The sequence below is a fragment of the Peredibacter starrii genome, from assembly GCF_034259205.1.
GTDB lineage: Bacteria > Bdellovibrionota > Bacteriovoracia > Bacteriovoracales > Bacteriovoracaceae > Peredibacter > Peredibacter starrii.
Window position 1 is genome coordinate 855,208 of record NZ_CP139487.1, and the last position, 24,197, is coordinate 879,404.

A 24,197-nucleotide genomic window follows, 5' to 3' on the forward strand; every position below is an offset into this window, starting at 1 on the left:
ACCAAACTAACATGACAATCAACCAAGCGCCGATGCAGACAAAGTTGTTGGTGCGCTCTTTCCCTATTCATGACGAGCGAGAGATATCAGATATCGAATCTCGACTGATGCATTTAGGATTTATCCACGGTGAAATCATTCGAGTTACTCGTAAGGCCCCGCTTTTTAAAGAGCCAGTCCTGGTTGAAGTTCGCGGTCGTATGGTGGCCCTCTCTGCAGAGGAAGCCGCTCTCGTCTTAGTTGAGGTCCTGAAATGATCCCTCGTATTGCCCTCGTCGGTATGCCCAATGTGGGTAAAACAGCTCTTTTTAATAAACTAACTGGAAGTTTTCAGCGTGTAGCAAACTTTCCGGGTGTGACGGTTGAGAAGAAAACCGGATGGGTCAGCGAAGGTGGAGAAAAGATCATTGAAGTGATCGACCTCCCAGGGATTTACTCACTAGATGCCACAACTCTTGATGAGAAGGTCACAAAAGACTTCCTTCTTAAAAAAGAATCACAAAGTAGCGCTGATTTATTCGTTTTGGTATTGGATGCCACGAACTTAGAGAAATCTTTGTTCCTCGCTTTCCAGCTTAAACAACTAGGATATCCACTTATCATTGCTCTCAATCTATTTGATGAGGCAAAGAAGCGTCAGTTTTCAATTAACCTGGACGAATTCGCCAAGCAATTAAATGCCATCGTTGTTCCGACCAGTGCTTCAACTGGTGAGGGGGTTTCGGATCTCGTTAAGGCGCTTAAAACAGAACTTTCTAAAAAACAAAAGCTAGAACTTAACATGCCTGAGCATGCTCAGAAGGTTTTCCGTTCTCCAGCTTACGTGAATGGCATTTTTAAAAGCATCGATGGTCTTCTGAAAGACGTGACCATTACTCCGCTTAAACCTGATACTTTTAGTGAGCGCATTGATAGTCTGGTTCTTCACCCGGTGTGGGGAATTGTGATTCTGTTCTCGCTTTTGATTCTGGTTTTCCAAACTCTCTTTACTTGGGCCTCTCCGTTAATGGATGGCATTGAAGCAATGTTTGGATTTGTGGGAGAGATGGCCTCAACTTATATCGACAATGAACTTCTTAAGAGTTTGATTGTTGATGGGATTATTAGTGGAGTGGGTGGCGTTCTCGTTTTCCTTCCGCAAATCGTTCTCCTCTTCTTGTTCATTCAGTTCCTGGAAGATCTTGGATATCTTGGTCGTGCTGCCTTCCTGATGGATTCTTTCATGAGAAAGATCGGTCTTCCAGGGAAGTCAGTGATTCCACTTCTGTCTTCTCACGCCTGTGCGATTCCAGGAATTCTTTCTACTCGAGTGATTGATAATTACCGTGAGCGTTTAATTACAATGCTCGTGATTCCTCTTACGACCTGTTCGGCCCGTCTTCCGGTTTATGCTATTTTGATCGGTGCTCTTATTCCGAATGTGGCGGTCTTTGGACTTCCGTGGTTGAAGCTTCCCGGGCTCGTTCTTTTTGGTCTTTACATGCTGGGCTTTGTTTCAGCGTTAGTTGTATCGTTAGTGTTCAAGAAAACTCTTCCTCACTCTTCTCCTTCAATGCTTTTGATGGAACTTCCTCCGTATCGCGTGCCGAAGATCAAAAACCTTCTTCTTGTGATGAAGAACAAGGCAATGATCTTCTTAAAGAAGGCCGGTGGAATTATCCTTGTGATTAGTATCGTTATTTGGGTGCTAGTGACATTCCCGCAAAAAGATGGTGTTTCTCATATCGAAGAATCATATGCTGCTTCAATCGGGCATGTATTTGAGCCGGTGTTCAGACCACTTGGTTTTGATTGGAGAATTACAACAGCTCTTATTCCAAGTATTGGTGCCAGAGAAGTTGTGGTGAGTGCGCTTTCAATGGTGCTTTCAATTGAAGAGGGTGCAGAAGGTTTCGAGAAGAACATGTCGGCCGCACTGGTTCAGCAGTTTGGTCTGGGAACTCTGGTGGCACTTCTGATCTGGTTCGTCTTTGCTCCACAATGTATTTCTACATTTGCGGTGATGAAGCGAGAAACGGATTCAATTAAGTGGCCACTCATCATGGTGAGCTATACCCTGGCGCTGGCCTATCTGTTCGCGTTTCTCGCTCGAATGCTAATTAACCTTTGGTTTTAACTTGTTCCCAATTCTTTAACTGCCAAATAGTGGTGACTTCCGCCACTTCTTTGCCATTTAAATCACGGATAATGGTCTTAAGCGGCTGAGAGTATTTCCCCTCGGTTTCAAGGCCCACGCGCACTTTTTCCACATCGATCTGAGTTGGAGAACAAACACCTTCCAGGTCCACTCGACCCTGATAAGTGTATTTCACACTAAGATCAGACATGATCAAACGGTACTTACTAATCCCGAAAGATTGAAGAAGTGATAAACCGGCCGCGTATTCTCCCACTGTGGCCATGGCACAAGCGTGAACACCGCCAAGGTGATTGTGGTTTAGTTTTTTATTGGGAAGGGCAATAATCACAGCATCACGGTTTAGAGTTTTAATTTTAAAACCGTGAGGAGCATTGAAAGGAATTCCTACTTTAAGAACCTTATCCAACGCCATGATATTGAGCGGAGTGGGGTTCGCGAGAAGTTTATCAATGAGCTTGTATGCTGCTTTCATAATTACTCCAAGATAGAATTAATTTTAGTCTGAGCTTCTTTCATCTCTGTTTTATATCTCGTTACAATGTCGCTTACTGATTCGATTTTTTTCGTGAATTCAATCGAACTTCCGGCCACCCAAAGACTCTTGTAGTTAGCACTAAATGCGGCCTTCTCGAGTGCCTTCATACCTTTGTAGTAAGTCAGCATCTTGGCATACTTTTTAAGCTGCTTATTTTTATTCAAAACGCTTTCCACGATATTTTGTTCGGTACCGATTTTTTGCACGTAAGGAGTGTTGATCACAGTACAACGACTACCTGAGAGCTTTGTTGTGACCACAATATCTTCACCGCGATATTTCACACAGGCGTCTTTGTAATCTTGAGAAACCGGAGATTCGTGAGTGGCGATGAAAGGTGAGCCGATTGAAAGTCCATCAGCACCAAGCGAAAGCATTGAAACAATCCCTGCACCGGTTCCCACACCACCGGCCGAGATCACCGGAATTTTACAAACTGATTTAAGACCTGGAATGAGTACACTTGCGGGAATATTACCTAAGTGTCCACCCGCGCCTGAATTCACAGCAATCACTCCATCAGCACCCAGATCTTCAACTTTCTTCGCGTAGTTTTCTTCGATTACGTCACAGAAAACTTTAATACCTTGTTTGTGAGATTCACGAATCACTTCCTCAGGAGAACCAAGAGAAGTGATGAAGAAGTTCACGCCCAGATCAAGACACTTATAAAGTTGTTTCTTCGCCAGAATGTTTGATTTGTTAACGATGATGTTCACACCAAAAGGCCTATTGGTTTGAGATTTAATTTCCTTAATACCAGCTTCAAGCTCTTCAATCGTTCTGAAATTCAGGGCCGGAATGCAACCAGCGATTCCATTTTCGGCCGCTGCCACAATCATCTTAGTGTTAGTAACAAGAAACATTGGGGCCATGATAATAGGTAATTCGATTCCCAACATCTCTGTAAGTTTCGTTTTCATACTGCTCCTGTGTGGATTGGGCACATGTGTCATTGTAAGGCAAAGTCATAGAAGTTTCACTTCCCAAACAACTTTGAATTATGGGTTAATTATACCAATCATTTTAATACAAGGATGGATGAAATGAAGAAATTGTCAGGATTATTGGCCCTCACTCTCTCTACCGTAGCGTTCGCAGCTCCCAAGGCTCAATGGCTGACAGTCGACAACCAGGTTCTCGCCAAAATCCGTCCCAAACTTAACAAATCAGTTCAAACAGTTTTCTCTGCCCAAGGCGCTTCAGTCGTGAAACTCACGGCCGAAGAAGTTGAGCAACTTTCTGAGGTAATTCACCACGAGCTTAATCGTTGTGGTGGTTTCATGGCCCATGAGTCTCAAGAAGAGGCCGTAACAGCTCTTTCTCAGCAAGGTGAAATGTACTTTGCTAAGAGTGCTATCTTCTCTGATTACACAATCAATCAGGCGACAATGGTTCGTCCGATGGTGTCTCAAGTTGCTGAGCCATCAATTCGCGACATGATCCTTAAGCTTTCAAACTTCAACACTCGTTACTACAAATCTGATACAGGTGTTAAATCTTCTGAGTTCATTCGTGATGTATGGGCCGGACTTGCTCGTAACAGAAATGATGTGACGGTTGAACTTTTCAAACACAAAAACTGGCCACAAGCTTCGATCATCATGACGATCCAGGGTTCTGAACGTCCAAATGAAGTGGTGGTACTTGGTGGTCACGCAGATTCAATCGCGGGCTTCTTCGGCGGTGGCGGACGTGCTCCAGGCGCTGATGACAACGCTTCTGGTATCGCAACAATCACTGAGGTTATCCGTATTCTGATGAATAACAATTTCAAGCCGAAGCGCACGATCCAGTTCATGGGTTACGCGGCCGAGGAAGTTGGTCTTCTTGGTTCAAAAGATATTGCTGCTTCTTATAAGGCGAAAGGTGCTCAGGTTGTAGGAGTTATGCAACTTGATATGACTCTTTACAAAGGTACAGCTGATAAAGACATCGTTCTTATGTCAGATTATACCAACCAGGCCCAAAATGAATTCATCGGTAAACTGGTAGATGAGTATGTGAAAGTTCCTTGGGGTTATTCTCGTTGTGGTTACGGCTGTTCTGATCACGCTTCATGGACCGCCAATGGCTACCCAGCTTCAATTCCATTTGAGGCAACTATGGATGAGAGTAACAAAAGAATCCACACTGCTCAGGATACTCTAGAAACTTCTGGCGGTGATGCGAAGCACGCTGCTAAATTTGCTAAGTTGGCCACGGCTTTCGTGGTAGAATTAGCAAACTAACAAGATTTGGAACAAATTGAGCAATGAACTTAGGTCCCTTTATCAGGACATCCGCACTAACTTAGAAACTTCACGTAAAGCCTTAATAACGACCAGTATTCTGGGAGACGACGAGTCTTCCAGAATGCGACCTCTCGAAGATTCAGAGATTGTTTTAAACACCCTCGAATCTATCGCAGTTGATACTCGAGCAATGCTCGATGCCCATCCTTCCTTAGAATCTCTTTTCGAAAAAGCATTCGGCCGTATTCGCGAAGTATTTGATCGCGAAGCGATTGTTGAAACCGCACTAGTGGAAGATTTTATCTTTCCAGTGACTTCAACATATCCTGTCGTGGTGGATGGTCAGTTTAGTCGCGAGATGACTGAATCTTATAAGGAGACTTATAAGGCGTGGTCAGAAGAAAAGATCGCCAAGCACCTTGAGACTCAAAATCTCGTAAAATTAAACTTTGATATTAAACTCAATGACCGAGATCTCAGCTGTCAGTGTGTTCAGTGTCTAGGTGATTATCGTACACAGGTAAGAGAAGCGGTATTCGCCACTCAAACTGGCATGATCGATAAGATTGAAGAAAAACTTCATGACTGGGTACTGGTTAAACGCATCAGCGATATTTCAAACGCTGTGTTTGATCTGAAAAAGAACCTTGATAAAAACTTTCATCAGTTAAGAAATAAGCTTAAGCGTTCTTCAGTTAATAAACTTGAGAATGAAGTGAAGCACCACTTTCGTACTAAGTTCGGTTCTAAGTCTGAACTAGGAAAAGTGTATAAAGAGAAACTAACGGTCTTCTTCAACACTCTTTTAGTAGAGCAGGGACTTAAGCCTGAACTGGTCTCAGCAGAAGAGTACGATCGTTTCTATCTTCAACTCGAAACCAACATCTGGAAGGGAGAAGTTTTCCTCCGAAAGGAATTCGAGCGCTTCACACAAGCGATTCTAGCTCTTAAACGCAAAGACGTATCTTCATCGATTCTAAGAGATTATCTCGGACAGTTCTGGCTACACGCTGATGCTCGTCGAATGAACCGTCGTGTGATTTATCACATGGGTCCAACTAACTCGGGTAAAACCTATCATGCTATTGAGGCCCTGGTTCAAGCGAAGAAGGGCTGCTATTTGGCGCCTCTAAGACTTCTGGCCTCAGAACTATACGATACGATGAACCTTAAAGGTGCTAAGACCACACTTCTCACTGGTGAAGAAGTGATCGAAGTTCCTGATGCGACTCACTTCTCTTCAACGATTGAGATGGCCAAGCTTCAGCAAAAGTTTGATTGCTGTGTCATCGATGAAATTCAAATGTTAACAGATCCTCAGAGAGGTTGGGCATGGACCCGCGCTCTGGTGAATATTCAGGCCGATGAAATCCATCTTTGTGGTGACCACTCTGTCCTGGAACTTGTTAAAAAGATCCTGGCCCTTTGTGGTGATACGCTTGAAATTCGTGAATACACACGTATGACAGAACTCAATGTTCTGAATCATCAGATTCCGCTTTCGCAGATGCAGAAAAACGATGCCCTCATTGTGTTCTCTCGTAGAAATGCTCTGAAATATAAAGCTGATCTTGAAGAACTTGATTTTAAAGTATCGATTGTTTATGGACGTCTTTCTCCGGAAGTTCGTCGTGAGCAGGCCCGTAAATTCGACGAAGGTGAAACTGATATCATGGTATCAACTGATGCCATCGCCATGGGGATGAACCTTCCAGTAAAACGTATCGTCTTCTCAGCTTTATCTAAGTTTGTAGATGATAAAGAGAACCCCCTTACATACTCGGAGATCAAGCAGATCGCCGGGCGTGCCGGACGTTTTAAACGTTTCCCGGTCGGTGAAGTGACTACACTAAACCGTGTGGAAGATGGGTTACATATTCTAAGAAATGCTCTCTCTCACCACTTAGGTCAGAGTGATAAAGCGATGGTTGGTCCGGATTTAGATATCTTCTCATCTGTGAACCATGCCCTTGAATCGAATTCACTTCCGATTCTTTCGCTTTCTGAGTTCCTGCGTCTCTTCAACACCATGACTTTCCAAAAACCATTCTACTGCGTAGATATGAAGGAGATGATTGAGCTTGCTGAGATGGTGGAAGCGGCTGACGAGAACCGAACACTCACGTATGCGGAGATCTTCGGATTTGCTTGTGCTCCTGTGAACTTGGGCCTTATGGAACACGTTCAGTACTACATGTGGATTCTTAATCATTATGTGAGCAATCAGAGTATTTACAATGAACCGATTGATGAAAAGTCGGACAACATTGATTATCTTGAGACTTCAATTAAGTGTGTTGAGTTGTTCCAATGGTTATCTCGTCACTTCAATCAAAAGAACTTTGAATACGATGAGAGACAATTATTAGAGAACAAGACAAAGGCCATTGAACGACTTAATGAGCTTCTTTCTGACAAGATCTCTAAAACTTGTTCAAGTTGCGGATGTAAAATGCCGGCAAATGCCCGCTTCAACATCTGTGATGAGTGTTTCTCAAAACGCCGTTTCGGCCGTCGTCCTTCTCGTGAAGAGGGTCGCCACGAGGGTGGTCGACAAGATGGTGGTCGAGGTGAACGTCCACATCGCGGTAAATCTGGTGGTAGACCAGGTGGCGAGCGAAGTGGTATCTCTGCAGGCTCAGACCGTGGTGGACCGAGAAGATCTTCTCGTCCAGGTAGCGGCGGACCTAAGAGAAGTGGCGGAGGAAAGAGTGATGCCGCAAAAGCCTTTAGAAAACACAGATAATCCAATTTCATATTTTGAATATGCTAAAACTATCCTCCAGGGCACGACTCTGGAGGATAAGTATTTTTCTGCTGCCATTAACTGGGACGAATGGAAGGGAATCGAGCTTCCTAGTTTACCTGGTCGAGCGGCACCTATTAATTTCTCCGCAGATCAAATCAAATTTCCTAAAGCTCCGAACCTAAACATTGCTGAGAAGAAGGCAATTGCTCTTCATAGCTTCGCTAATCACGAGCTACTTGCCATTGAGATGATGGCAGCGGCGCTTTTGATTTATCCTCATAAAACTGAAGAAGACATTCGGTTTAAGCGTGGAATTGTTTCCGCCTTAAAAGACGAACAAAAGCATTTAGGTCTTTATATCGCTCGTTTAAATGAGCTCGGTTATCAATTTGGTGATTTTCCGCTGAATGATTTCTTCTGGCGTCAGATGACCAAACTGAAAACGCCCAATCAATATACGGCCGTGATGTCTCTGACTTTCGAAGCAGCGAACCTGGATTTTGCTCAGTACTATGCCAAGATCTTCCGTGATTTTGGTGATGAGAAAACCGCCGATATTCTAGACATCGTGCTGGAAGATGAAATCAGCCATGTGGCCTTTGGATCTCACTGGATGAAGAAGTGGCGCGAAGATAAGGATCTTTGGAGCTACTATCTGGAAAGCCTGCCTTTCCCGCTGACTCCGGCCCGAAGTAAAGGCATTGGTTTTGATCCTAAGATTCATGAGCGGGCGATGAATGATGCCGACTTCACTCATAAGCTTGATCTCTTTGAAGATGATTTTAAAATCACAAAGCGGTGGTAATGAAATCCATCAAATTTAATGCTGATTACGAGAGTGTTCTTTTCTCTAATAGGCCGGCACCTGTTATTAATCAGGCGCTGGAGTTTTTGGCGTTCTTTGTGGATGAACGTCCGCTGATCACTTCTAAAAAATACACTGAAGAATATCTCGGTTATGTTGAGGCGATTACGGGTAGAAAACCGGTTCTTAAGAAAGAAGGACAGGCCGAAAATTTCTGGGGCAAATTGGTAAACTTACCTCTGGAGAAAAAGCTCAATTCCAAAATAGAAAGTTCAAAATTTATTATCGATCAAAAGTGGTGTGATCATACCTATATAATTCATTCACTCGAAGAACTGAATGGGTTGGATGATCGCCTTTATCTTGCGAAGAATCCGTTCGGAATGTCAGGTCAAAATTTTGTGACCTTCAACAAATGCGCCGTAGATAAAGTGGAGCCGCTTTTGAAGTACGGTGCTGTCATTGTTGAGCCGTTCTTTGATCGTAAGTACGATTTTTCCCATTACGTTTTTCCTGATGGAAAAAAGATTTGTTATCAAAATCTTGTCGACGGCAAGTTTCAGTACCGAGGAACTCTTTTCAATAATTATCAAAATGCTTCCATTGAGAATCTTGGCTTCTATTCAGAAATCTCCAAGACCGAATGGGACAAGTTTCAAGAGCAATTAGAGAGCATTATCAGCTTCTATCGTGCAGAAGGCGCGGTGGATGGTTTCTCCATCGATTCATTTGTTTATCTGGAAAGAGGGGAGCTTAAAATCCGCGCGATGAGTGAGATTAATTATCGCCGCACGATGGGACTTGTGTGCTATCTGCTGGCAGAAAAATTTGCGACCACTCCTTGGTGTGCTTTCTTACTTGCCAAGGCCACTCAGCACAAAGTGATTCCGGTGGATAAAACCATGATTCAGTTGTCTCCAGGTGACTCACGTTACGAAATGTATTTTCTCTCGGCCAGTGACCGAGAGAATGGTAAGAAACGTTTTGTTGAATTGAAAGAATTACTGCCTGACTGCCAATTTCCGGTAGAGCTCTAGAATAATTTTTCCGGCCTCTTCTGGAGTGGCCCCATAAGAAATGATTCCGTCTTCATGACCTTTCATCACAAAAATTCCGGATGTCTTAGTTCCCATTAACTGAGAAGCGGCTTCGGCCATGGCCTGAGTTCCGTAAGGAACATCATCTGAAATATAATCAAACGGTCCGTTACACATCATCTCCCAAAGTTTTTGGTGATGAACGTGAAACACGTAATTGATATTTGGATTCGCCTCATACATGCCGTAGTGGGTGAGGGATTCACTTGATGGAGGAATTAAACCTTCCGCTGTGACCGATCCTTTTTTCAGATCGCATTCAATCACTTTCGAATAATGATGGGCCTGAAGATGGGCCAGGTGCCCAGTTTGGCTTCCGGTGATAATGAAAGTCTTCTTTCCAATGCGAGAAGAAAGGTTACCATAGCCGATCTTGTCGATCGGATATTCACCAATGAGTGCCAGTTTAAAAAACAGCGCCCGCCACTTTTCCAAGGCAATGACCTGGTTCATTTCAGGTGCTGGTGCCCGTTTTAGTGTTAATTTGAACTTGATGACGCCTTCGTCACGATTGGTATTCACAGATAAGTCCTTGATCTCCTATGGGATTTGATTGCAAATGCCACAGGCTGCCTTATAATGAGAATACTGGATAACATAGTCTAAGTACAAGACCCAATTCAAATAGGAGCGGTTATCCTCGATAAAATCGTCAATGACTTGAAGGCCAAACTTCCATTTCTTAAAAAGAAAGAAGAAGAAGGCGACGAGTTAGAGGAAAATTCAGAAGCAGATGAGTCATCACGTTCAGAGGACGCGACGGGTGCTACTGATTTGTCTTCAGTTGAGGAACTGGAAGAAGAGGCCGAAGAGGCTGCTGCTTCAAATGCATCTCTCATTCATAAATTAAAAGCAAAAATTCAATCACTCAGTGCGAAGCCTGCTAAGCCAAAGAAGGCCGTAGCAGAGGAAGAAGAACCTGCTCTTGATGATGAGGCAGCAAAAAAGAAAAAGCGCAGTCGTATCATTCAAGCAGTGATTGGACTGGGTCTCGTCATCTTCCTAGCAGAAGATTACATCATCCCTAAAGAAGAACCGGCAGAAAATGTTCCGGTTCCACCTCCAGTATCAAGACGTCGTCCGGAGACAAAGCCAGCAGAACAAACTCCTCCTGCGACAGTTGATACAACGACGCCTGCTACAGAAGCGCCAGTAACACCGACGGAAGCAACTCCAACGGAGACGACGCCGGCCGAAACAATGCCAACTGAGACAGCTCCAAGTGAAACAGTGGCGACCGAATCAACAACGACCACGGAAACACTTCCGGATTCTCCAGTTGATGTGACTTCGACAGAAGTTCCTTCCGAAGCAACTCCAGAAAACACAACTCCTGCAATCGAAGAACCCTCTGATTCAACAATCACGGATGTTCCGGTTGAGACGACTCCATCGGTTTCAATGGACACAATTGATGGTGAGGCGACTCCTTCTGATGACAATCTGACTGACCAGATTCTTCAGGACCTTGAGAAACAGGCAAAGGGGACTGAACCCAAGAAAACAATCAAAGAATACGTGGCCCCACCTGACTATGAATATCGTGGTCGTGGTCTTGTCTATAATTGCCAAGGTAAACACTGGGCATGTGTAGATGCTCCCAGCTATAAGATCTGTGAAGACAATGCGGCTTCAACTCAGTTCTTAAAGAAAGCGATCGAATGTCATCCGGTGAATATCTATGAGACACAAAAAGGCTGTGAGAGCACTCAGAATAGAATGGTGTCGAGCAGTGCTAAGACGGCGTTCTGTAACTAGAAACAGTTAAGCTGCGTTCTTGTCGAATTTCTTGTCCATAAGTGGAATGAAAAATTGATCTTCGCCTTTAAGCGCTTCCTTCTTCATACCTTGAATGAACATTTTTACAAGATGCGGATCGAATTGAGTGCCTGAGAATTGAATTAGTTCTTCGAAGGCAACTTCATATGGAAGTCCTTTACGATAAGGACGAGTCGAAGTCATAGCATCAAATGTGTCAGCGATAAGAATGATTCTTGCGGCAGTCGGAATATCTTCGCCTTTAAGACCTAGCGGATAACCTTTACCATCAAAACGCTCATGGTGAAGACGGGCGTTGTCGGCGATTTTTTGGAACATCGGAAAGTCTTTCAGGATTTCGTAAGAATTCTCCGGATGTTTTTTCATGATTTGGAATTCTTCCTCAGAGAGGCGAGAAGGTTTATTCAATACGGCATCGGGAGTTCCGATTTTGCCGATATCATGGAAAATAGCAGATAGCTCCAGCTCATACATTTCTTCTGGTGAAAGTCCTGCCTCTGCACCTGTTACTAGTGAGAAGTAGGCAACACGCATACTGTGACCAAATGTATAGTTGTCTTTAGCATCGAGAGCTTTAAGGATTGTGCGAGCGGCCTGTTCACTGATTTTCTTGTTTTCATCTTTTAATGCTTCTACTTGTGCTGCCATTCCCAAGAGGGAAAGAGCAGTACTCATTGTCGGCAGCTCGAAGACATTATTTTTTTTCATAGTTTCATCCAACTAAAAAAACAGTGAAAGAACCTTCCACTTGATAAATTCTCTTCGGTTGTTTTGCAGAAAAATAAACGGTAAAATGAGGGGGTCCCCCAAATAAGCCCTAAGTACATAAAATAATTGTGATTTAGATACCATGAAGGTGCCGCAAATGATCATTTTGGATGAACGCAACTATCTGAAACCTGAGCTCGAGTCCAAGGGCTTTTCGATTTTCGATTTCTTCGAGAATCACCAGGTGTTGGACCTTAAAACCTTTAATGCCCTAGAATTAAAACGTCGTGGCGAATTTCTATTAGTAGATACGCAAACGATTTTAAGTCGGCCAGTCGAAGCACGTGAGACCTTCAAGTCCATCATGAATACTTTCTTAGGTGCTGTGTTCTTTCACGAGCAAAGTAACGTGAAGGCGCAAGAGTGGGTACAAAACGAAGCGGCCTTCTTAACTAAGATCATTGGAGAGTACTCTCTGCCGATGCCTCAGCTCAACTGGACCATGCTTTCAAACCAACTCCAATTTTTCTGGAATCTCCTTGAAGATCAAAGAATGCTTCAGAAGCACATGGCCCAATTTAGTATTGAGCTTGATCAGGTCCTGCAAAACGCTGAAGTTGAAATGGTGAAGGCGAAGAAGATCCATGAGATGCTGGTTCCTCGCCGCACGGACGAAATCAAAGGTGTTTCTTTCTCAAATAAATATGCCGCAGGTGAAGGCGGCGGTGGAGAGTTTTACGATCTTCATCAAACTCCTTCAAAGGTCTACCAAATCATGGTGTCCAGTCAGTCATACCTCATTTCAAGTGCGCTCTTAGGAATTCTTGGGCAGCACCGTGAAAAGGATTTTAATCCTGCTGCCTTTTTGAAAGACGCGCAGGCAGAGATTGAGACCATTAATGGAGCGAAGAAGAAAAAATCAGAAGTAGAAGTGACGGTTCTTGAATTAGACCTGGGCACGTTAGAGCTTAAACTTCATTCACCAAACAAGCCTGAGTTATATAGTCAACAGAATGGTCGCATTGAGTTGGCCCGCGATAAAGGATACAAGCTTTCTAAAGGAGAGAAATTTATTGTTTTCTCTCCGGGATTCATCTTTAATTGGAAAGAAGGGCATCCCAATAAAAACATTCATGATTTCCTAAAAAGTCATGAGAAGTTGAACGCTTCTGAGACCTTGTCAGAGCTTTTCTTCCAGTTAAAAGACGGGAAGGAAAGTCAGTTCCTAACAAAAGACGCGACCGTAGTAGTGATGGAGGTTAACCGTCATGGCATTCATAAAGTTTAGTTTTTTATTTCTAGTGCTTGTAAGTAGTGCTTTTGCACAAACCCGTTTCAGCTCTAAGAGTTGTTTGGATGCTACTTACAAAATGAAAATGGTTCAGAAGGGCCCGCTCTTTGGTCTTCTGAAACAAGAATTTGTGATTGATAAAAAGAACTGTATCGTTCGTATCTCACATAAAAAATATCTTCCGAAAGAATGGATCGTGGATGTTTGTCGTGAGCCGGTTCACATCAAAGTAACTTCCGCCACAGGCGTTGATGTTGCCAAGAAAGAGTCTGAGTGCATTCACCAGGACAAATCGAAAGACACATCAGACTTTTGTTCACAATACTTCGACATGATGGATGTGATTCAAGACGATGGTCTGATTTTTGCTGAAGGTGACCGCGATAATCTAAATTCAGATCACGGAAAAACTTTTTGTACTTATCTTTTAATGAAGAAATATTTGAATGATTCAGTGGTGTTCAGCCGCTATACAGAAGTTCCGGATATTTTCTCTGAGAAGGCGAAGGAAGTAACTCCTGCTCCGGTTGTTCCATCGGCACCGGTAGATCCTAAGAAAGAAAATCAGGAAGCGAAGTTAACAACGCCTCCTGAAGTTCCTGTTAAAACAACATTAGACGCGACTAAAAGCGTGCTCTAAGTCCTTCACTAAATCATCACAATCCTCAATACCAACTGAGAGACGGATTAGGTTATCAAAAATACCTAGTCCTTCTCTTACATTTTTAGGAATCGAAGCGTGAGTCATGATGGCCGGGTGATCCACAAGAGATTCAACACCACCAAGTGATTCAGCAAGAGCAAATAGTTTTACGTTCTCAAGGAATTTACGAGATTCATCAATTCCACCTTTGATGAAGAATGTAATCATCCCGCCGGCACCCTTCATTTGCTTCTGAGCAAGTTCATATTGAGGGTGAGACTTAAGACCAGGATAAATAACTCTTTCAACTTTCGGATGCTTCTCAAGAAAGTTAGCGATTTTCATCGCGTTTTCCTGGTGAGCTTTCATTCTTACGGCAAGAGTCTTGATCCCACGGATAACTAACCATGAATCAAATGGCGACTGAGATGGGCCAATGGCATTCTGATAGAAGAAGATTTTCTCTTTGATTTCATCAGAGTTAAACATCAATGCCCCACCAACAACGTCTGAGTGACCGTTGATGAATTTTGTCATTGAGTGAAGAACAATATCAGCACCGTGATCAAGAGGGTTCTGGAAATACGGGCTCATGAACGTGTTATCTACAACAGTTAAAGCGCCTACTTTTTTAGCAAGTGCCGCAATCGCCTTGATATCTGAAATTTTAAGAAGAGGGTTTGTTGGAGTTTCAAGCCAAACAAGTGCCGGCTTCGTCTCGTTGATTTCTTTTTCAAGTTTCACCAGATCAGTCGTATCTACGAACTTGTATTGGTGAATGTCATTGAAAACTTTTGAGAACAAACGGTAAGTACCGCCATATACATCGTCCCCACAAAGGATCTTTGAACCTTTTGGAAGCATATGCATGATAAGTGAAGAAGCTGAAAGACCAGAAGCTGTTACGAAACAGTGCTTAGCATTTTCAAGTGATGCAAGACACTCCTGCAGACGAGTACGAGTCGGGTTGTGAGAACGTGTGTACTCATAACCTTTGTGCTCACCTGGAGAACTCTGCACATAAGTCGAAGTTTGGAAGATAGGGGGCATGATCGCGCCAGTTACTGGATCCGGCTCGCCACCTACGTGGATAACTTTCGTTTCGAATTTCATTTCTTTCATACTCATTACTTACTCCATCAATTCTTTCATTTCATACGAAGCGGCCAGGGTCGAAAGGCGGGCAATCACCGAGTACACAGCTTCCTTTATTTTATGATCGCAATCTTGTTTAACATCCGAAAGGCAAAGTTTCTGATAAATCATACCTTGTGAGTTAAGGTTTGCCTGCGTGCCTTTTAGAGGATTTGTTCTCATGAAGCCACCAGAACTCTTTCCATTAACCAGATAGATCGTTACTTCTGCCGGTGCATCGTCATATTTAACCACTGTTTCCACACCTTCCTGGATCAGAACTGATGTGAACTTAAGGTTGTTTTTGCCAACATCCATTTTGTTACGGCCTTTGCGGTTCATCGAGCGAATTTCTTCGCCGCTTGAAACCACTGAAATCCCCATGCCGTAAGTCCCTTGCGAGGCCTTGGCAAATACTGATGAACCGGCCGGAAGAGTGGCCAGAAGTTTATCTACTTCATTTCCTAGCTCATCCAGACCTTCCTTCGTGTTGAAATCAATGTTCTCAACGTATGAGAAGTGGGCCTGAATCAAATCGGGATTAATGCCGAAGTGATTAGCGAAAGCGTTGGCGGTCTCACGGTAGTGTTTGAAGTGATGGATCTTCTGGCGTTTAAACCATCCAACATACGGAGAAGGAAGAACAGGGGTCTTAATTGATTTCCAATCAACTTCCAGAGGAACTGATTGATCGTTATTAAGAACAACTGCTTCAAAATCAAATTTCACACCTGGAGTGTAAGAGATGAACTGACCGTCCTGAACTTGAGCTCGGTGAATTTCAATCTTGTGACCCGAGAAAGATTCAAGGACCGCAACATCTCCACCGATTTCCACAAACAGGTTTGAATCAGGTGAGAAGAAAATCACATTCGCGTCTGACATCTCAATGGTTGATTTGAGTTTATACAAGTGATCAAGATAGTACTTATTTTTTGTATGAGATTCCGGAAGGATTCCCACGCGATTTAAGTTTGGTTTAATTTGATCAAATCTTTCACGAAAGTGATCTGCACAGAAAAGAAGATCTTTGCTGCAAAGGTTGTTGAAACCGGCCGGATACATATTGTGATCTACGGGAGCAAACTTCGTTTTACTTTCTCTCACATCAACACTTGAAGTAAGGGGTTGGGGCAGGGCCGCCTGGGCCTTATCAATCCATTCATTGATGGCATTGAGGTTATGGCAGAAGAACTGTTCAAGCTCTGCCTTCGTGTTCACTTTAAACGACATAGGACTTCCATTTTTCTGTAAGATGTTGAATATGATCTGTAGGTGAGAGACTAATCACCTCAGGGAATTCCAGTACCTCTGGAAATAACCCTCTTAACTGTTGTTTCAAAGATATTTCTTTACCCTCTAGGGATTTTTTTACATTATTCAGCGATTCATCACTCGGAGACCAGCCTCTAAGCTCCTGCTCTAGGCATTTATTAAGCACCAGATAATGGTCTTGATGAATAAACTCACTGGCGTGGGACTTCATTTCCACTGCTTCCTGGGCCTTTCCTTGCTCTACCGACGTCACTAAGAACCAATTACATTCTGTGCGTGACTTTAATTTGTCTTGCAGGGCCAGCCCCTTCATGAAAGCTTCACGTGATTGATAAATAATGTGAATGGCCTGGATGAAATCATCAATAAATTCTGCTCCTGTGACGTTTTGAAGATAACCCAGGAGTTTTCTCACACCACTTGAAACGATTTTATTGATAAGACCAAAACCAAAAACTTTTTTACCGGCAGAAGCGGTCTTCTGTGAAAGATAACTAAAAATCTCTACGAAGTTCTGATTAAAGAAAGAACGGATTTTACCTACGCCTTCCAAAAAGTCCAGAAAGTGTGCACCTGGTGGAGTATCTAAGACCACCACATCATACTTTCCGGTCTCAAATTGCATCTGCACTTCGACCAAAGACAAAATTTCATTCATTCCACCATAGGGACGGGAAAGAATTTGAACAATGCGGTTACTGGCCAGATCAGGAGTGTTGTATTGACGGGCCATGCGCTGAATGGTTTTTTCCGGAGACATGAGAAGAGCATCAAGCTTCAAACCTTGAAGTTCAACCGAAGTCACGTCACCGACGTGTTCACCTTTCAAACCAAGAAGATCTTTTAAACGTTTGGCGGGATCAATGGTGATGAGAAGAACTCGCTTTCCCATCTGAGAAAGATTGAGGGCGCGCGACGTTGCCAGAGTTGTTTTACCAACTCCGCCCGTACCACAAAATATCTCGAACGATTTGATTTCGAGGCCCACATTCAATCCTTTGAAAGCCTCTCTATTCTATATGAGTTTTGAGAGAGACCCAACTAAATCCGACTCGATGGATTTAGTGTCATTTCCGAGTGAATGAGGAAGGATGCATTGCATTTCAGATTGGTGCTCTTCAACCAAGCGTTTTTCATTTAACGCTTTTTCACGAAGCCCTTGCGGCACTTCTTCAAATTTTCCCTCGAGAAGGGGATAAAGGCAGTTATTCACTGTGATGTCGACATCAACAGGTGTTCTCTCTCGAAGACCAGTGCGAAGTTCCTGTGCCTCTTGCCAAGACATGAGGCTCGGTAAACTTACGACATGAATTTTCGTATAGCTTGGATCATTTAAGCGGCCAAGCATTTTTGTGGCGTCATCAAAGACAATTCCACTCTCAAAAATTTGTTTAAAGTTAGTGGTTGATTCCACCATTGTTAACGCGTGCCCGGATGCCGGTGCATCGAGTACAATTGTGAGACGAGGATTTTCTTTACCCATCTCGAGAATTTTTCCGAGGTAAATGAGATAACTAAAACCTGGAACCATGTTGATCAAGGCGCGGAAAAACGGAGTTTTTACAATCCATCCGCCGACCATTTTTGAATTGAGTCTTTTTTCAATATAACCGCGGGCACTCTCTTCTAAGTCGAGAGCAATTTCTTTCACGCCTTCATGCATGCGCTCAGTGGAACCGGTGGAGGTTTCACCCATCGCTTGATTTTTAAATGTGAGGTAAACAGCTTCGTGATCGTGCTCAACGAGATATTTTACGAATGCGCGAGAAAGAGTGGTTTTTCCCACGCCGCCTTTCCCAGTGAAGATATAAAGACGACGTGGTTTTTGTTCCATCAGAAGAGGTACATTCCTGTGATGAGCATTTTAAAGTAGTAACCTTTCAGGTCCGATTGATTGTCTTGTTGAACTTTGAAAGGCCAGTGCATTTGTCCCAAAACACCCACAACGTAGTGTTCGTTGAGGCGAAGATCCACACCCGCACCAAAGTTCGCACCAAAAGTAACTTTCTGATCAGACCATTTTGCCTTGCCTTGATCGTTCACACGCTTAGCTCTTGGGGCATAAAAGCCCAGACCACCCAAAAAGTAGGGAGAAAGATTGTCGTATTCAACGAAACGACCTTTGATTGAGGTAGCTAGACCCATCACTTTCATTCTCTCATTATCATTTTTGTGCTCAGACATGTGAGCGTTCACCAGTAAATCGAACGAATAACTGGCGGCATATGAATAAAACAGGTCCGCCGTGATTTTGTCATCGCCGTACTTGCCATAATTCCCCATCAGGAAAGTTTGACCCAAACCAACACCTAGACCGTGCTGACGCAGTTGTCTTGGTGAACTAGCACGAAGAGCCGCATCATTGGCCTCTTTTTCTTCCGCTTCACGTTCTCTTACCAGATTAGATTTTTTAATTTCTGGCTGCTCAGAAAGTTCCTGCGAAGTATTAGGGGTCTTGATTTTTGGGGAGAAGGCTTTTGGCTCATTAGTTTGAGCTAGAGAAAGAGAAGGGCTTAAAAAACACATGGCCGCAAAAGCGGCCATGAGCATTACAGAATTTTTTTTACTCATGAACTAAGATTAGTTCAAAGTAGCAGAATTTTCCATAGAAGAGTTAAGACCAGCTACGAAAGCAGGCTTGAAATCTTCAGCAACAACAGCTGCTGGGATATCGAAAGTAAGGTTTAGCTTACCTTCTAGAGCACCGATATAACCAGTAAGAGTGCCTTCTTCAGAGCGGATTACACGCTTAAGAAGCTCAGTGTTTCCTGGCTTAAGAGACTTACGCTCTTGATCGAAAAGAAGCTGGATCTGAGTCATATAAGTGATGTCGTTTTTAGACTTATTGTCGATAACTTGGATTTCGTGACCTTCGCGGATGATCTGAGCGATCTCTTCGAGAGTTACATAGCAGCTTTGGAAAGTGTCGTAGAGCTTGCGGTTCTGGTAACGCTTGATGATACGTACGTCTTTCATGTTGTTCCCCTAATTTGTGGTTATACCCTTTTAAATCATTTTAAAGGTACTTACGTTAATAGTTTTTATTGGCAAAAAGAAACAGCGCACTCAAAGAAATATGTTTTTGCGCGCTATCGCTCCGTAGTTTCGGGTGGGTTTTACTAATACCGCACTTGGCTGTCAACCCAGATGGTCATAAAAAATCCTAAAGATGAAAAAAAATGGTCCGAGGGGGAAAAAATTTCCTCCCTATGTAAAGGTTACCCTTTGTAAATCAATGGCTTAGGTCATTAAAATGGGCCCAGATTTGTTCTGCGTCAAAAAAATCAATTCCTAAAAAACCACCTGTGGAAGCCGATAAAAGTCATAGAGGGAATCCATCGAAGGACTCCGTCTTCAACAGCTGGAAGTTTTATGAAATTTGTCTCTGCCTTGGCCCCAGTTCTCCTCGCAAGTTCACTCCTAGTAGGTTGTGCTCATAAAATTGAACACAAGGCCCCTCAGCTTTCGGACTTTTCTCCGGAACAAATCGAGCAAATGAATAGGGACGCTCTGGCGATCGCCTCAAAGCGATTGGAAGAGATGGTGATTCAGGCGAAGGCCAGCCAATCAGGTGTAAATTATTTAGCTACGGACCTTTTCTTGAAGGCGAATATGTCACTTCTGGAAGGGGATTATGCGACTGCGGTGGTGTTGTTCAAACACGTGGTGGCCCTGGTTCCGAACGATGATTTCCTTCAGAAAAAGTATGCCATTACGCTTATCCGCACGGGCGATCTACAAGAAGCTCAGGTGGTTTTAGAGCGTCTTTATCAGAAGACAAAAGAAGAGAAGGTCGGGTTAATTCTGGCCGGCGTTTATACTGGTGTGGACCAGGAAGAACATGCTCGCAGGATCTACCGTGATCTCCTATCAAACAATCCTAAAAACGAAGATGCCTGTGTCTTTTTAAGTAAGTCTTTGGCGGTTTCAAAAGAAACAACCAAGGCCCTGGCCCAGCTGAAAAGCTGTGCTGATAAAGATCAGAAGAACGGCATGTACGACTACTATGCGGGGAAAATTTTCCTCGACATGGGCAATGTTCCCAAGGCCGTGGCAGCTTTCACTAAGGCCCATGAACGTCAGCCGAGCTTAGGTCAGGCAGTGAGTGCTCTAGGAATTTTGTTGGAAGAGCGTGAACAACACGAATCGGCGATTAAGATCTATGAAAAGTACCTGAAGGCCCAGCCGAAAGACTCTACGATTTTGACTCGTATGGTTCAGGTTTTATTCTTGAAAGAAAGATTCGCTGAAGTCATCCCATACGCGGAAAGACTAAGCGATATCGAGCCTGAAAATCTCAATCTGAAAGTTAAACTTGGTATCCTTTATACTGACGCTAAAAAGTATCCTGAAGCAATCTCGGTCTTCAAAGACCTTCTGGTGGCGGCCCCGCAATCAGACAAGATTCTTTATTACCTGGGAGCGATTCACCAGGAAATGAGCCAGTATCACGAGTCGATCGAGTACTTCAACCAGATCCCGTCTTCAAGTGGTCTCTATACAGATAGCTCGGTTCAGATGGCCAATATGCTTTCAACACTTGCTCAAAACGAACACCATGAGAAGGGTGAGACCAAGTGGAAGGACTCTTTTCTTAAGCACGTGAATGCTAAAATTGAAGAGTTCAAAGACATGAGAGTTGAATTCAGCGTGATCAAATCGGGGTACTTTGAAGGTATCGCAAACTATAAAGAAGCGATGGAAACGATGATGGTAGTGCAGGACGAGAAGAGCTTCTCGACCCAGCACAAATACTATCTTGCAAACCTCTATGAGAAAGAAAAGAAGTTTGAAGCTTCGACTGCACTCATCATGGGCATCATTGAAAAAGAACCAAAGAATGCTCATGCCTGGAACTTCCTTGGCTACTCACTTCTAGTGCGTGGTGAGCAAATGGAAAAGGCCTTCGAGTACATTCAAACCGCTCTGAAAATCAGTCCGGATGATGGTTATATTCGTGACTCTCTTGGCTGGTATTACTTCAAGCAAGGCAACATTAAAAAAGCGTTATCTGAGCTTGAACTTGCTCAGAAAAAAGTGCCTGACGATGTGGAAATTTTAAAACACCTGGCCGAAGTGCATAAGGAATTAAAAGATTACTCGCGTGCAAAAACATTCTTAGAGTCAGCATTAAAGCACGTGCGCTATCAGCAAGATCGTTTGGAGATTATGACTGCAATGGAAGAGCTTGATACAAGCCGTCTTCCTGCCTCAGGAAAACTCGATTAGTCCTTGCGTTTCAATGAAATAGATTTCAATATGGGGTCATGCTTATTCTTAAGATGGCCCTTTTATTTTTTCTGACCTCATGCGCTCTTTTTCAGAGTGCTCCTTCACTTAAATCAGAAAATAAAATGAAGCTTCTCGATGCCGTCAGACTTACTGGCGAAGGTCGCGGACGTTTAACTTTGGGTTCTAGTCAGTACGTTTTTAGTTTCGAAAGTTTGATGAAAGAAAACACTGACTGGCTCTTGGCCGTTTCGATTCCTCTTCATGGCGAAGAGGTGATGATTCTCCCTGAACTTAAGCAAAAGTCTATGCCTCAGTCTGAGTTTGAATCCTTCGAGGCACGTATCGATCGTGAGTTTGATAGATTAAAACTTGATAAGGTTTTAACCTCAGAAGAGTTTTTAAAAGAGTTCCGCTCATTAGTGCGATTTAATCTGGCCAAAAGTTGGGGGCTAAAGCCCAATTGTGCAGAGCAAGGAGAGGATCTTTTATGTGATTTGGACGGAGAAAAATTTCTAGTTCAGGTTACGGAGAAAGAAATCAGCATCATTAAGCTTCTCGGAAAGGGAAGAAGCCTCGTTCTTAACGCCAAAAATCTTACGAAATCTTTCTTTGATCGCACCGACATTCGTCTTTATTCCAGTGAGTCTCATTCTCAGAAAAAAGAATCTTCGCTTTCACTTGAACTATTCTGGCAGAACTAGTTTTCTGAGTGATTTGGTATCAAATTGCACCTATTGTCAAAAGTTCATTGTTTTTATAGTGATTAGTGAACTAATGGCATACAATATTCCATATTTTTAAATTAGGAGCATTATGAAGAGATTGGCCCCGTTGTTGAGTTTGATGCTGATGCTGGCAATCGTTGGTTGTAGCAAGCAGGACAATTTCGATGAAAGGGAAATCAATCTAGTCTCTCCAGAAAAAATCGCAGGCTATGATCCGATCCATGCTTCTGATCAATACTCAGGAAATGAGGCCGGAAAAGTTTACGAAGGTCTTTTCGAATTCCATCCACTAAAGCGTCCTTACGAATTAATGCCGAACCTTGCCGAAGCTCTTCCAACAGTAAGTGCTGATGGTTTGACTTACACTTTCAAACTAAGAAAGGGTGTGCTGTTTCACGATAGCCCTGCATTTAAAGATGGCATCGGTCGTGAAATGAAATCTGATGATGTGATCTACTCACTTAAGCGTTTGGCCGATCCGAAACTGATGGCCAAGGGCTGGTGGTTATTTGATGAGCGTATTGTTGGTCTAAACGAGTGGAGAACAAAATACTCTGCTCTTGATGCCACTGTTTACGAAGAAGAGATCGAAGGTCTTAAGAAAGTAGATGACTATACATTCACTGTAAAACTTAAAAGTCCTTATCCTCAGTTCCTTTACGCGCTTGCGATGCCTTATTCTTTTATCGTAGCGAAAGAAGCAGTTGATCACTTCGGGAAAGAGTTTTTGAATCACCCAGTTGGAACTGGTCCATTCATCCTTCCGAGATTCGATCAGTCAAACCTGATTGTTTATAACCGCAACCCTAAGTTCCGTGAGAAGTTTTATCCAACTGAAGGTGAAGAGGGCGATGATAAACTTGGTCTACTTGCTGATGCTGGTAAAAAAATCCCTCTGGTTGATCGTATCAATGTTCATATCGTAGTTGAGTCTCAGCCGAAATGGTTGTCTTTCCAAAAAGGTAAAGACGATGTGATTGAGCTTAAAGACAACAACATCGACCAAGCGATCACAAAAGAAAAAGAACTTCGTTCTGAGCACAAAGAAAAAGGCATTCGTCTAATTCTTAAGCCTCAGCTTGATGTGACTTTCTTTGCTTTCAACCACGAAGATAAAACATTTCAAAACCGTAAGCTTCGTCAGGCCATGAACATGGCGTACAACCGTGCTGAAGCGAATAGACTATTCTATGAAGGTACTGCAATTGATGCTCAAGGTGTAATTCCTCCAGGCATGGGCGGTTACCGTAAAGAATTCAAAAACCCTTATGTGAAGTTTGATCTTGAAGGCGCCAAGAAGCTTTTAGCTGAAGCCGGTTACCCGGGTGGAAAAGGTCTTCCGGAAATCACCATCCAAACTCGTAACGAAACAATTGCTCGTCAGCAAATTGAGTTCTTCGCGAAGTGTATGGATAAAATCGGTATCAAGATCAATGTAGGCATGAACACATGGCCTGAACTTGTGAACAAAGTAACGAAGAAACAACACCAGATGTACACAATGGCATGGGGTGCTGATTATCCGGACGCTGAAAACTTCCTAGGTCTTCTTTATTGTCCAAACCAATCTCCAGGTTCTAATGGTGCTAACTATTGTAACCCAGAGTTTGATGCTCTTTATAAGCAAGCAACTGTGATGCAGGATTCTCCAGAGAGAACAGCACTTTATGAAAAGCTAAACGAAATGGCAGCTGTTGATGCTCCATGGGTATTCGGCTTTAACCGTACTCGTATGTATCTGGTTCAAGCTTGGCTTAAAAACTTTAAATTTATGGAATTCAACCATAACCAATTTCAATATCTGAACGTTGACCTTGAAGTGAAAAAAGAACTCAGTAAGAAGTTTTAGT

The 24,197-nt window shown here is 43.2% G+C and carries 22 protein-coding genes; 12 read left to right on the plus strand and 10 right to left on the minus strand.

Annotation, left to right across the window (positions count from 1 at the left end):
* The first annotated feature begins 11 nt into the window (after positions 1-11).
* Together SOO65_RS04290 and feoB are read left to right on the plus strand one after the other, a co-directional pair.
* Positions 12-257 carry a FeoA family protein gene (locus SOO65_RS04290; protein WP_321397493.1) on the plus strand — a complete coding sequence of 82 codons (246 nt, stop codon included), beginning with the start codon at positions 12-14 and terminating at the stop codon, positions 255-257.
* Entirely contained in the window at positions 254-2,116 is a 1,863-nt protein-coding gene (gene feoB / locus SOO65_RS04295) for a ferrous iron transporter B (RefSeq protein ID WP_321397496.1), read from the plus strand. Before SOO65_RS04290 ends, feoB begins: the two co-directional genes overlap by 4 nt.
* Here feoB and SOO65_RS04300 read toward each other — a convergent pair.
* Together SOO65_RS04300 and SOO65_RS04305 are read right to left on the minus strand one after the other, a co-directional pair.
* Positions 2,100-2,612 (minus strand): DUF4442 domain-containing protein, encoded by a 513-nt coding sequence (locus SOO65_RS04300; protein WP_321397500.1) that lies wholly within the window; start codon positions 2,610-2,612, stop codon positions 2,100-2,102. The two genes, feoB and SOO65_RS04300, sit on opposite strands and share 17 nt — an antisense overlap.
* 2 nt (positions 2,613-2,614) lie before the next feature.
* On the minus strand, positions 2,615-3,598 hold the full coding sequence (locus SOO65_RS04305; RefSeq protein WP_407676986.1) for an NAD(P)H-dependent flavin oxidoreductase: 984 nt from the start codon (positions 3,596-3,598) through the stop codon (positions 2,615-2,617).
* 123 nt (positions 3,599-3,721) lie between these two features.
* On the opposite strand from SOO65_RS04305, the gene SOO65_RS04310 reads away from it, so the two are divergent.
* From SOO65_RS04310 to SOO65_RS04325, 4 genes are all read left to right on the plus strand, one after another.
* Positions 3,722-4,906: a M28 family metallopeptidase gene (locus SOO65_RS04310; RefSeq protein ID WP_321397507.1), complete on the plus strand. Its 1,185-nt coding sequence runs from the start codon at positions 3,722-3,724 to the stop codon at positions 4,904-4,906.
* Positions 4,907-5,030: 124 nt separating this feature from the next.
* Positions 5,031-7,655: a helicase-related protein gene (locus SOO65_RS04315; RefSeq protein WP_321397510.1), complete on the plus strand. Its 2,625-nt coding sequence runs from the start codon at positions 5,031-5,033 to the stop codon at positions 7,653-7,655.
* On the plus strand, positions 7,624-8,463 hold the full coding sequence (locus SOO65_RS04320) for a DUF455 family protein (protein WP_321400176.1): 840 nt from the start codon (positions 7,624-7,626) through the stop codon (positions 8,461-8,463). The genes SOO65_RS04315 and SOO65_RS04320 overlap by 32 nt, the downstream gene beginning before the upstream one ends.
* Complete coding sequence (locus SOO65_RS04325) at positions 8,463-9,500, plus strand: hypothetical protein (RefSeq protein ID WP_321397512.1); 1,038 nt, start codon at positions 8,463-8,465, stop codon at positions 9,498-9,500. The genes SOO65_RS04320 and SOO65_RS04325 overlap by 1 nt, the downstream gene beginning before the upstream one ends.
* Here SOO65_RS04325 and SOO65_RS04330 read toward each other — a convergent pair.
* Positions 9,465-10,082: a class II aldolase/adducin family protein gene (locus SOO65_RS04330; protein ID WP_321397515.1), complete on the minus strand. Its 618-nt coding sequence runs from the start codon at positions 10,080-10,082 to the stop codon at positions 9,465-9,467. The two genes, SOO65_RS04325 and SOO65_RS04330, sit on opposite strands and share 36 nt — an antisense overlap.
* Positions 10,083-10,220: 138 nt before the next feature.
* Between SOO65_RS04330 and SOO65_RS04335 the strand changes: the two genes are divergently transcribed.
* Complete coding sequence (locus SOO65_RS04335) at positions 10,221-11,318, plus strand: hypothetical protein (protein WP_321397519.1); 1,098 nt, start codon at positions 10,221-10,223, stop codon at positions 11,316-11,318.
* A 6-nt stretch (positions 11,319-11,324) separates the two neighbouring features.
* Here the strand turns inward: SOO65_RS04335 and SOO65_RS04340 are convergent, their stop codons facing one another.
* Positions 11,325-12,047, minus strand: coding sequence for an HD-GYP domain-containing protein (locus tag SOO65_RS04340; protein ID WP_321397522.1), 723 nt, complete (start codon positions 12,045-12,047; stop codon positions 11,325-11,327).
* A 157-nt stretch (positions 12,048-12,204) separates the two neighbouring features.
* Between SOO65_RS04340 and SOO65_RS04345 the strand changes: the two genes are divergently transcribed.
* A complete protein-coding gene (locus SOO65_RS04345) occupies positions 12,205-13,335 on the plus strand; it encodes a hypothetical protein (protein WP_321397525.1) in 1,131 nt (376 codons plus the stop codon).
* The gene (locus tag SOO65_RS04350; protein ID WP_321397528.1) at positions 13,316-13,978 is read left to right on the plus strand and encodes a hypothetical protein; all 663 of its coding nucleotides are present in this window, start codon (positions 13,316-13,318) and stop codon (positions 13,976-13,978) included. The genes SOO65_RS04345 and SOO65_RS04350 overlap by 20 nt, the downstream gene beginning before the upstream one ends.
* On the opposite strand, the gene SOO65_RS04355 is transcribed toward SOO65_RS04350, so the two are convergent.
* The 6 genes from SOO65_RS04355 to SOO65_RS04380 are packed head-to-tail and all read right to left on the minus strand — an operon-like array spanning position 13,952 to position 19,366.
* The gene (locus SOO65_RS04355; RefSeq protein WP_407676997.1) at positions 13,952-15,094 is read right to left on the minus strand and encodes a trans-sulfuration enzyme family protein; all 1,143 of its coding nucleotides are present in this window, start codon (positions 15,092-15,094) and stop codon (positions 13,952-13,954) included. The genes SOO65_RS04350 and SOO65_RS04355 overlap by 27 nt on opposite strands.
* Before the next feature lie 18 nt (positions 15,095-15,112).
* Positions 15,113-16,348 carry a glutamate--cysteine ligase gene (locus tag SOO65_RS04360; protein ID WP_321397534.1) on the minus strand — a complete coding sequence of 412 codons (1,236 nt, stop codon included), beginning with the start codon at positions 16,346-16,348 and terminating at the stop codon, positions 15,113-15,115.
* Positions 16,338-17,378: an ArsA family ATPase gene (locus tag SOO65_RS04365; protein ID WP_321397537.1), complete on the minus strand. Its 1,041-nt coding sequence runs from the start codon at positions 17,376-17,378 to the stop codon at positions 16,338-16,340. The genes SOO65_RS04360 and SOO65_RS04365 overlap by 11 nt, the downstream gene beginning before the upstream one ends.
* Before the next feature lie 27 nt (positions 17,379-17,405).
* Entirely contained in the window at positions 17,406-18,224 is an 819-nt protein-coding gene (locus tag SOO65_RS04370) for an ArsA-related P-loop ATPase (protein ID WP_321397539.1), read from the minus strand.
* Positions 18,224-18,961, minus strand: a complete 738-nt coding sequence (locus SOO65_RS04375) for an outer membrane beta-barrel protein (protein WP_321397541.1) — start codon at positions 18,959-18,961, stop codon at positions 18,224-18,226. Before SOO65_RS04375 ends, SOO65_RS04370 begins: the two co-directional genes overlap by 1 nt.
* A gap of 9 nt (positions 18,962-18,970) precedes the next feature.
* A complete protein-coding gene (locus tag SOO65_RS04380; RefSeq protein WP_321397543.1) occupies positions 18,971-19,366 on the minus strand; it encodes a polyhydroxyalkanoate synthesis regulator DNA-binding domain-containing protein in 396 nt (131 codons plus the stop codon).
* Positions 19,367-19,762: 396 nt separating this feature from the next.
* Between SOO65_RS04380 and SOO65_RS04385 the strand changes: the two genes are divergently transcribed.
* The 3 genes from SOO65_RS04385 (at position 19,763) to SOO65_RS04395 (ending at position 24,196) form a co-directional block, all read left to right on the plus strand.
* Positions 19,763-21,619: a tetratricopeptide repeat protein gene (locus SOO65_RS04385; RefSeq protein WP_321397546.1), complete on the plus strand. Its 1,857-nt coding sequence runs from the start codon at positions 19,763-19,765 to the stop codon at positions 21,617-21,619.
* Positions 21,620-21,657: 38 nt separating this feature from the next.
* A complete protein-coding gene (locus SOO65_RS04390; RefSeq protein ID WP_321397549.1) occupies positions 21,658-22,323 on the plus strand; it encodes a hypothetical protein in 666 nt (221 codons plus the stop codon).
* A gap of 112 nt (positions 22,324-22,435) precedes the next feature.
* Positions 22,436-24,196 carry an ABC transporter substrate-binding protein gene (locus SOO65_RS04395; RefSeq protein ID WP_321397551.1) on the plus strand — a complete coding sequence of 587 codons (1,761 nt, stop codon included), beginning with the start codon at positions 22,436-22,438 and terminating at the stop codon, positions 24,194-24,196.
* The last annotated feature ends 1 nt before the right edge of the window (position 24,197 follow it).

Coding starts and splice junctions, on each gene's coding strand:
- feoB (WP_321397496.1), top strand. CDS start 254: ATGATCCCTCGTATTGCCCTCGTCGGTATGCCCAATGTGGGTAAAACA.
- SOO65_RS04345 (WP_321397525.1), top strand. CDS start 12,205: ATGATCATTTTGGATGAACGCAACTATCTGAAACCTGAGCTCGAGTCC.
- SOO65_RS04305 (WP_407676986.1), bottom strand. CDS start 3,598: ATGAAAACGAAACTTACAGAGATGTTGGGAATCGAATTACCTATTATC.
- SOO65_RS04325 (WP_321397512.1), top strand. CDS start 8,463: ATGAAATCCATCAAATTTAATGCTGATTACGAGAGTGTTCTTTTCTCT.
- SOO65_RS04360 (WP_321397534.1), bottom strand. CDS start 16,348: ATGTCGTTTAAAGTGAACACGAAGGCAGAGCTTGAACAGTTCTTCTGC.
- SOO65_RS04390 (WP_321397549.1), top strand. CDS start 21,658: ATGCTTATTCTTAAGATGGCCCTTTTATTTTTTCTGACCTCATGCGCT.
- SOO65_RS04310 (WP_321397507.1), top strand. CDS start 3,722: ATGAAGAAATTGTCAGGATTATTGGCCCTCACTCTCTCTACCGTAGCG.
- SOO65_RS04355 (WP_407676997.1), bottom strand. CDS start 15,094: ATGAAATTCGAAACGAAAGTTATCCACGTAGGTGGCGAGCCGGATCCA.
- SOO65_RS04375 (WP_321397541.1), bottom strand. CDS start 18,961: ATGAGTAAAAAAAATTCTGTAATGCTCATGGCCGCTTTTGCGGCCATG.
- SOO65_RS04300 (WP_321397500.1), bottom strand. CDS start 2,612: ATGAAAGCAGCATACAAGCTCATTGATAAACTTCTCGCGAACCCCACT.
- SOO65_RS04290 (WP_321397493.1), top strand. CDS start 12: ATGACAATCAACCAAGCGCCGATGCAGACAAAGTTGTTGGTGCGCTCT.
- SOO65_RS04320 (WP_321400176.1), top strand. CDS start 7,624: ATGCCGCAAAAGCCTTTAGAAAACACAGATAATCCAATTTCATATTTT.
- SOO65_RS04385 (WP_321397546.1), top strand. CDS start 19,763: ATGAAATTTGTCTCTGCCTTGGCCCCAGTTCTCCTCGCAAGTTCACTC.
- SOO65_RS04395 (WP_321397551.1), top strand. CDS start 22,436: ATGAAGAGATTGGCCCCGTTGTTGAGTTTGATGCTGATGCTGGCAATC.
- SOO65_RS04315 (WP_321397510.1), top strand. CDS start 5,031: ATGCGACCTCTCGAAGATTCAGAGATTGTTTTAAACACCCTCGAATCT.
- SOO65_RS04350 (WP_321397528.1), top strand. CDS start 13,316: ATGGCATTCATAAAGTTTAGTTTTTTATTTCTAGTGCTTGTAAGTAGT.
- SOO65_RS04370 (WP_321397539.1), bottom strand. CDS start 18,224: ATGGAACAAAAACCACGTCGTCTTTATATCTTCACTGGGAAAGGCGGC.
- SOO65_RS04340 (WP_321397522.1), bottom strand. CDS start 12,047: ATGAAAAAAAATAATGTCTTCGAGCTGCCGACAATGAGTACTGCTCTT.
- SOO65_RS04380 (WP_321397543.1), bottom strand. CDS start 19,366: ATGAAAGACGTACGTATCATCAAGCGTTACCAGAACCGCAAGCTCTAC.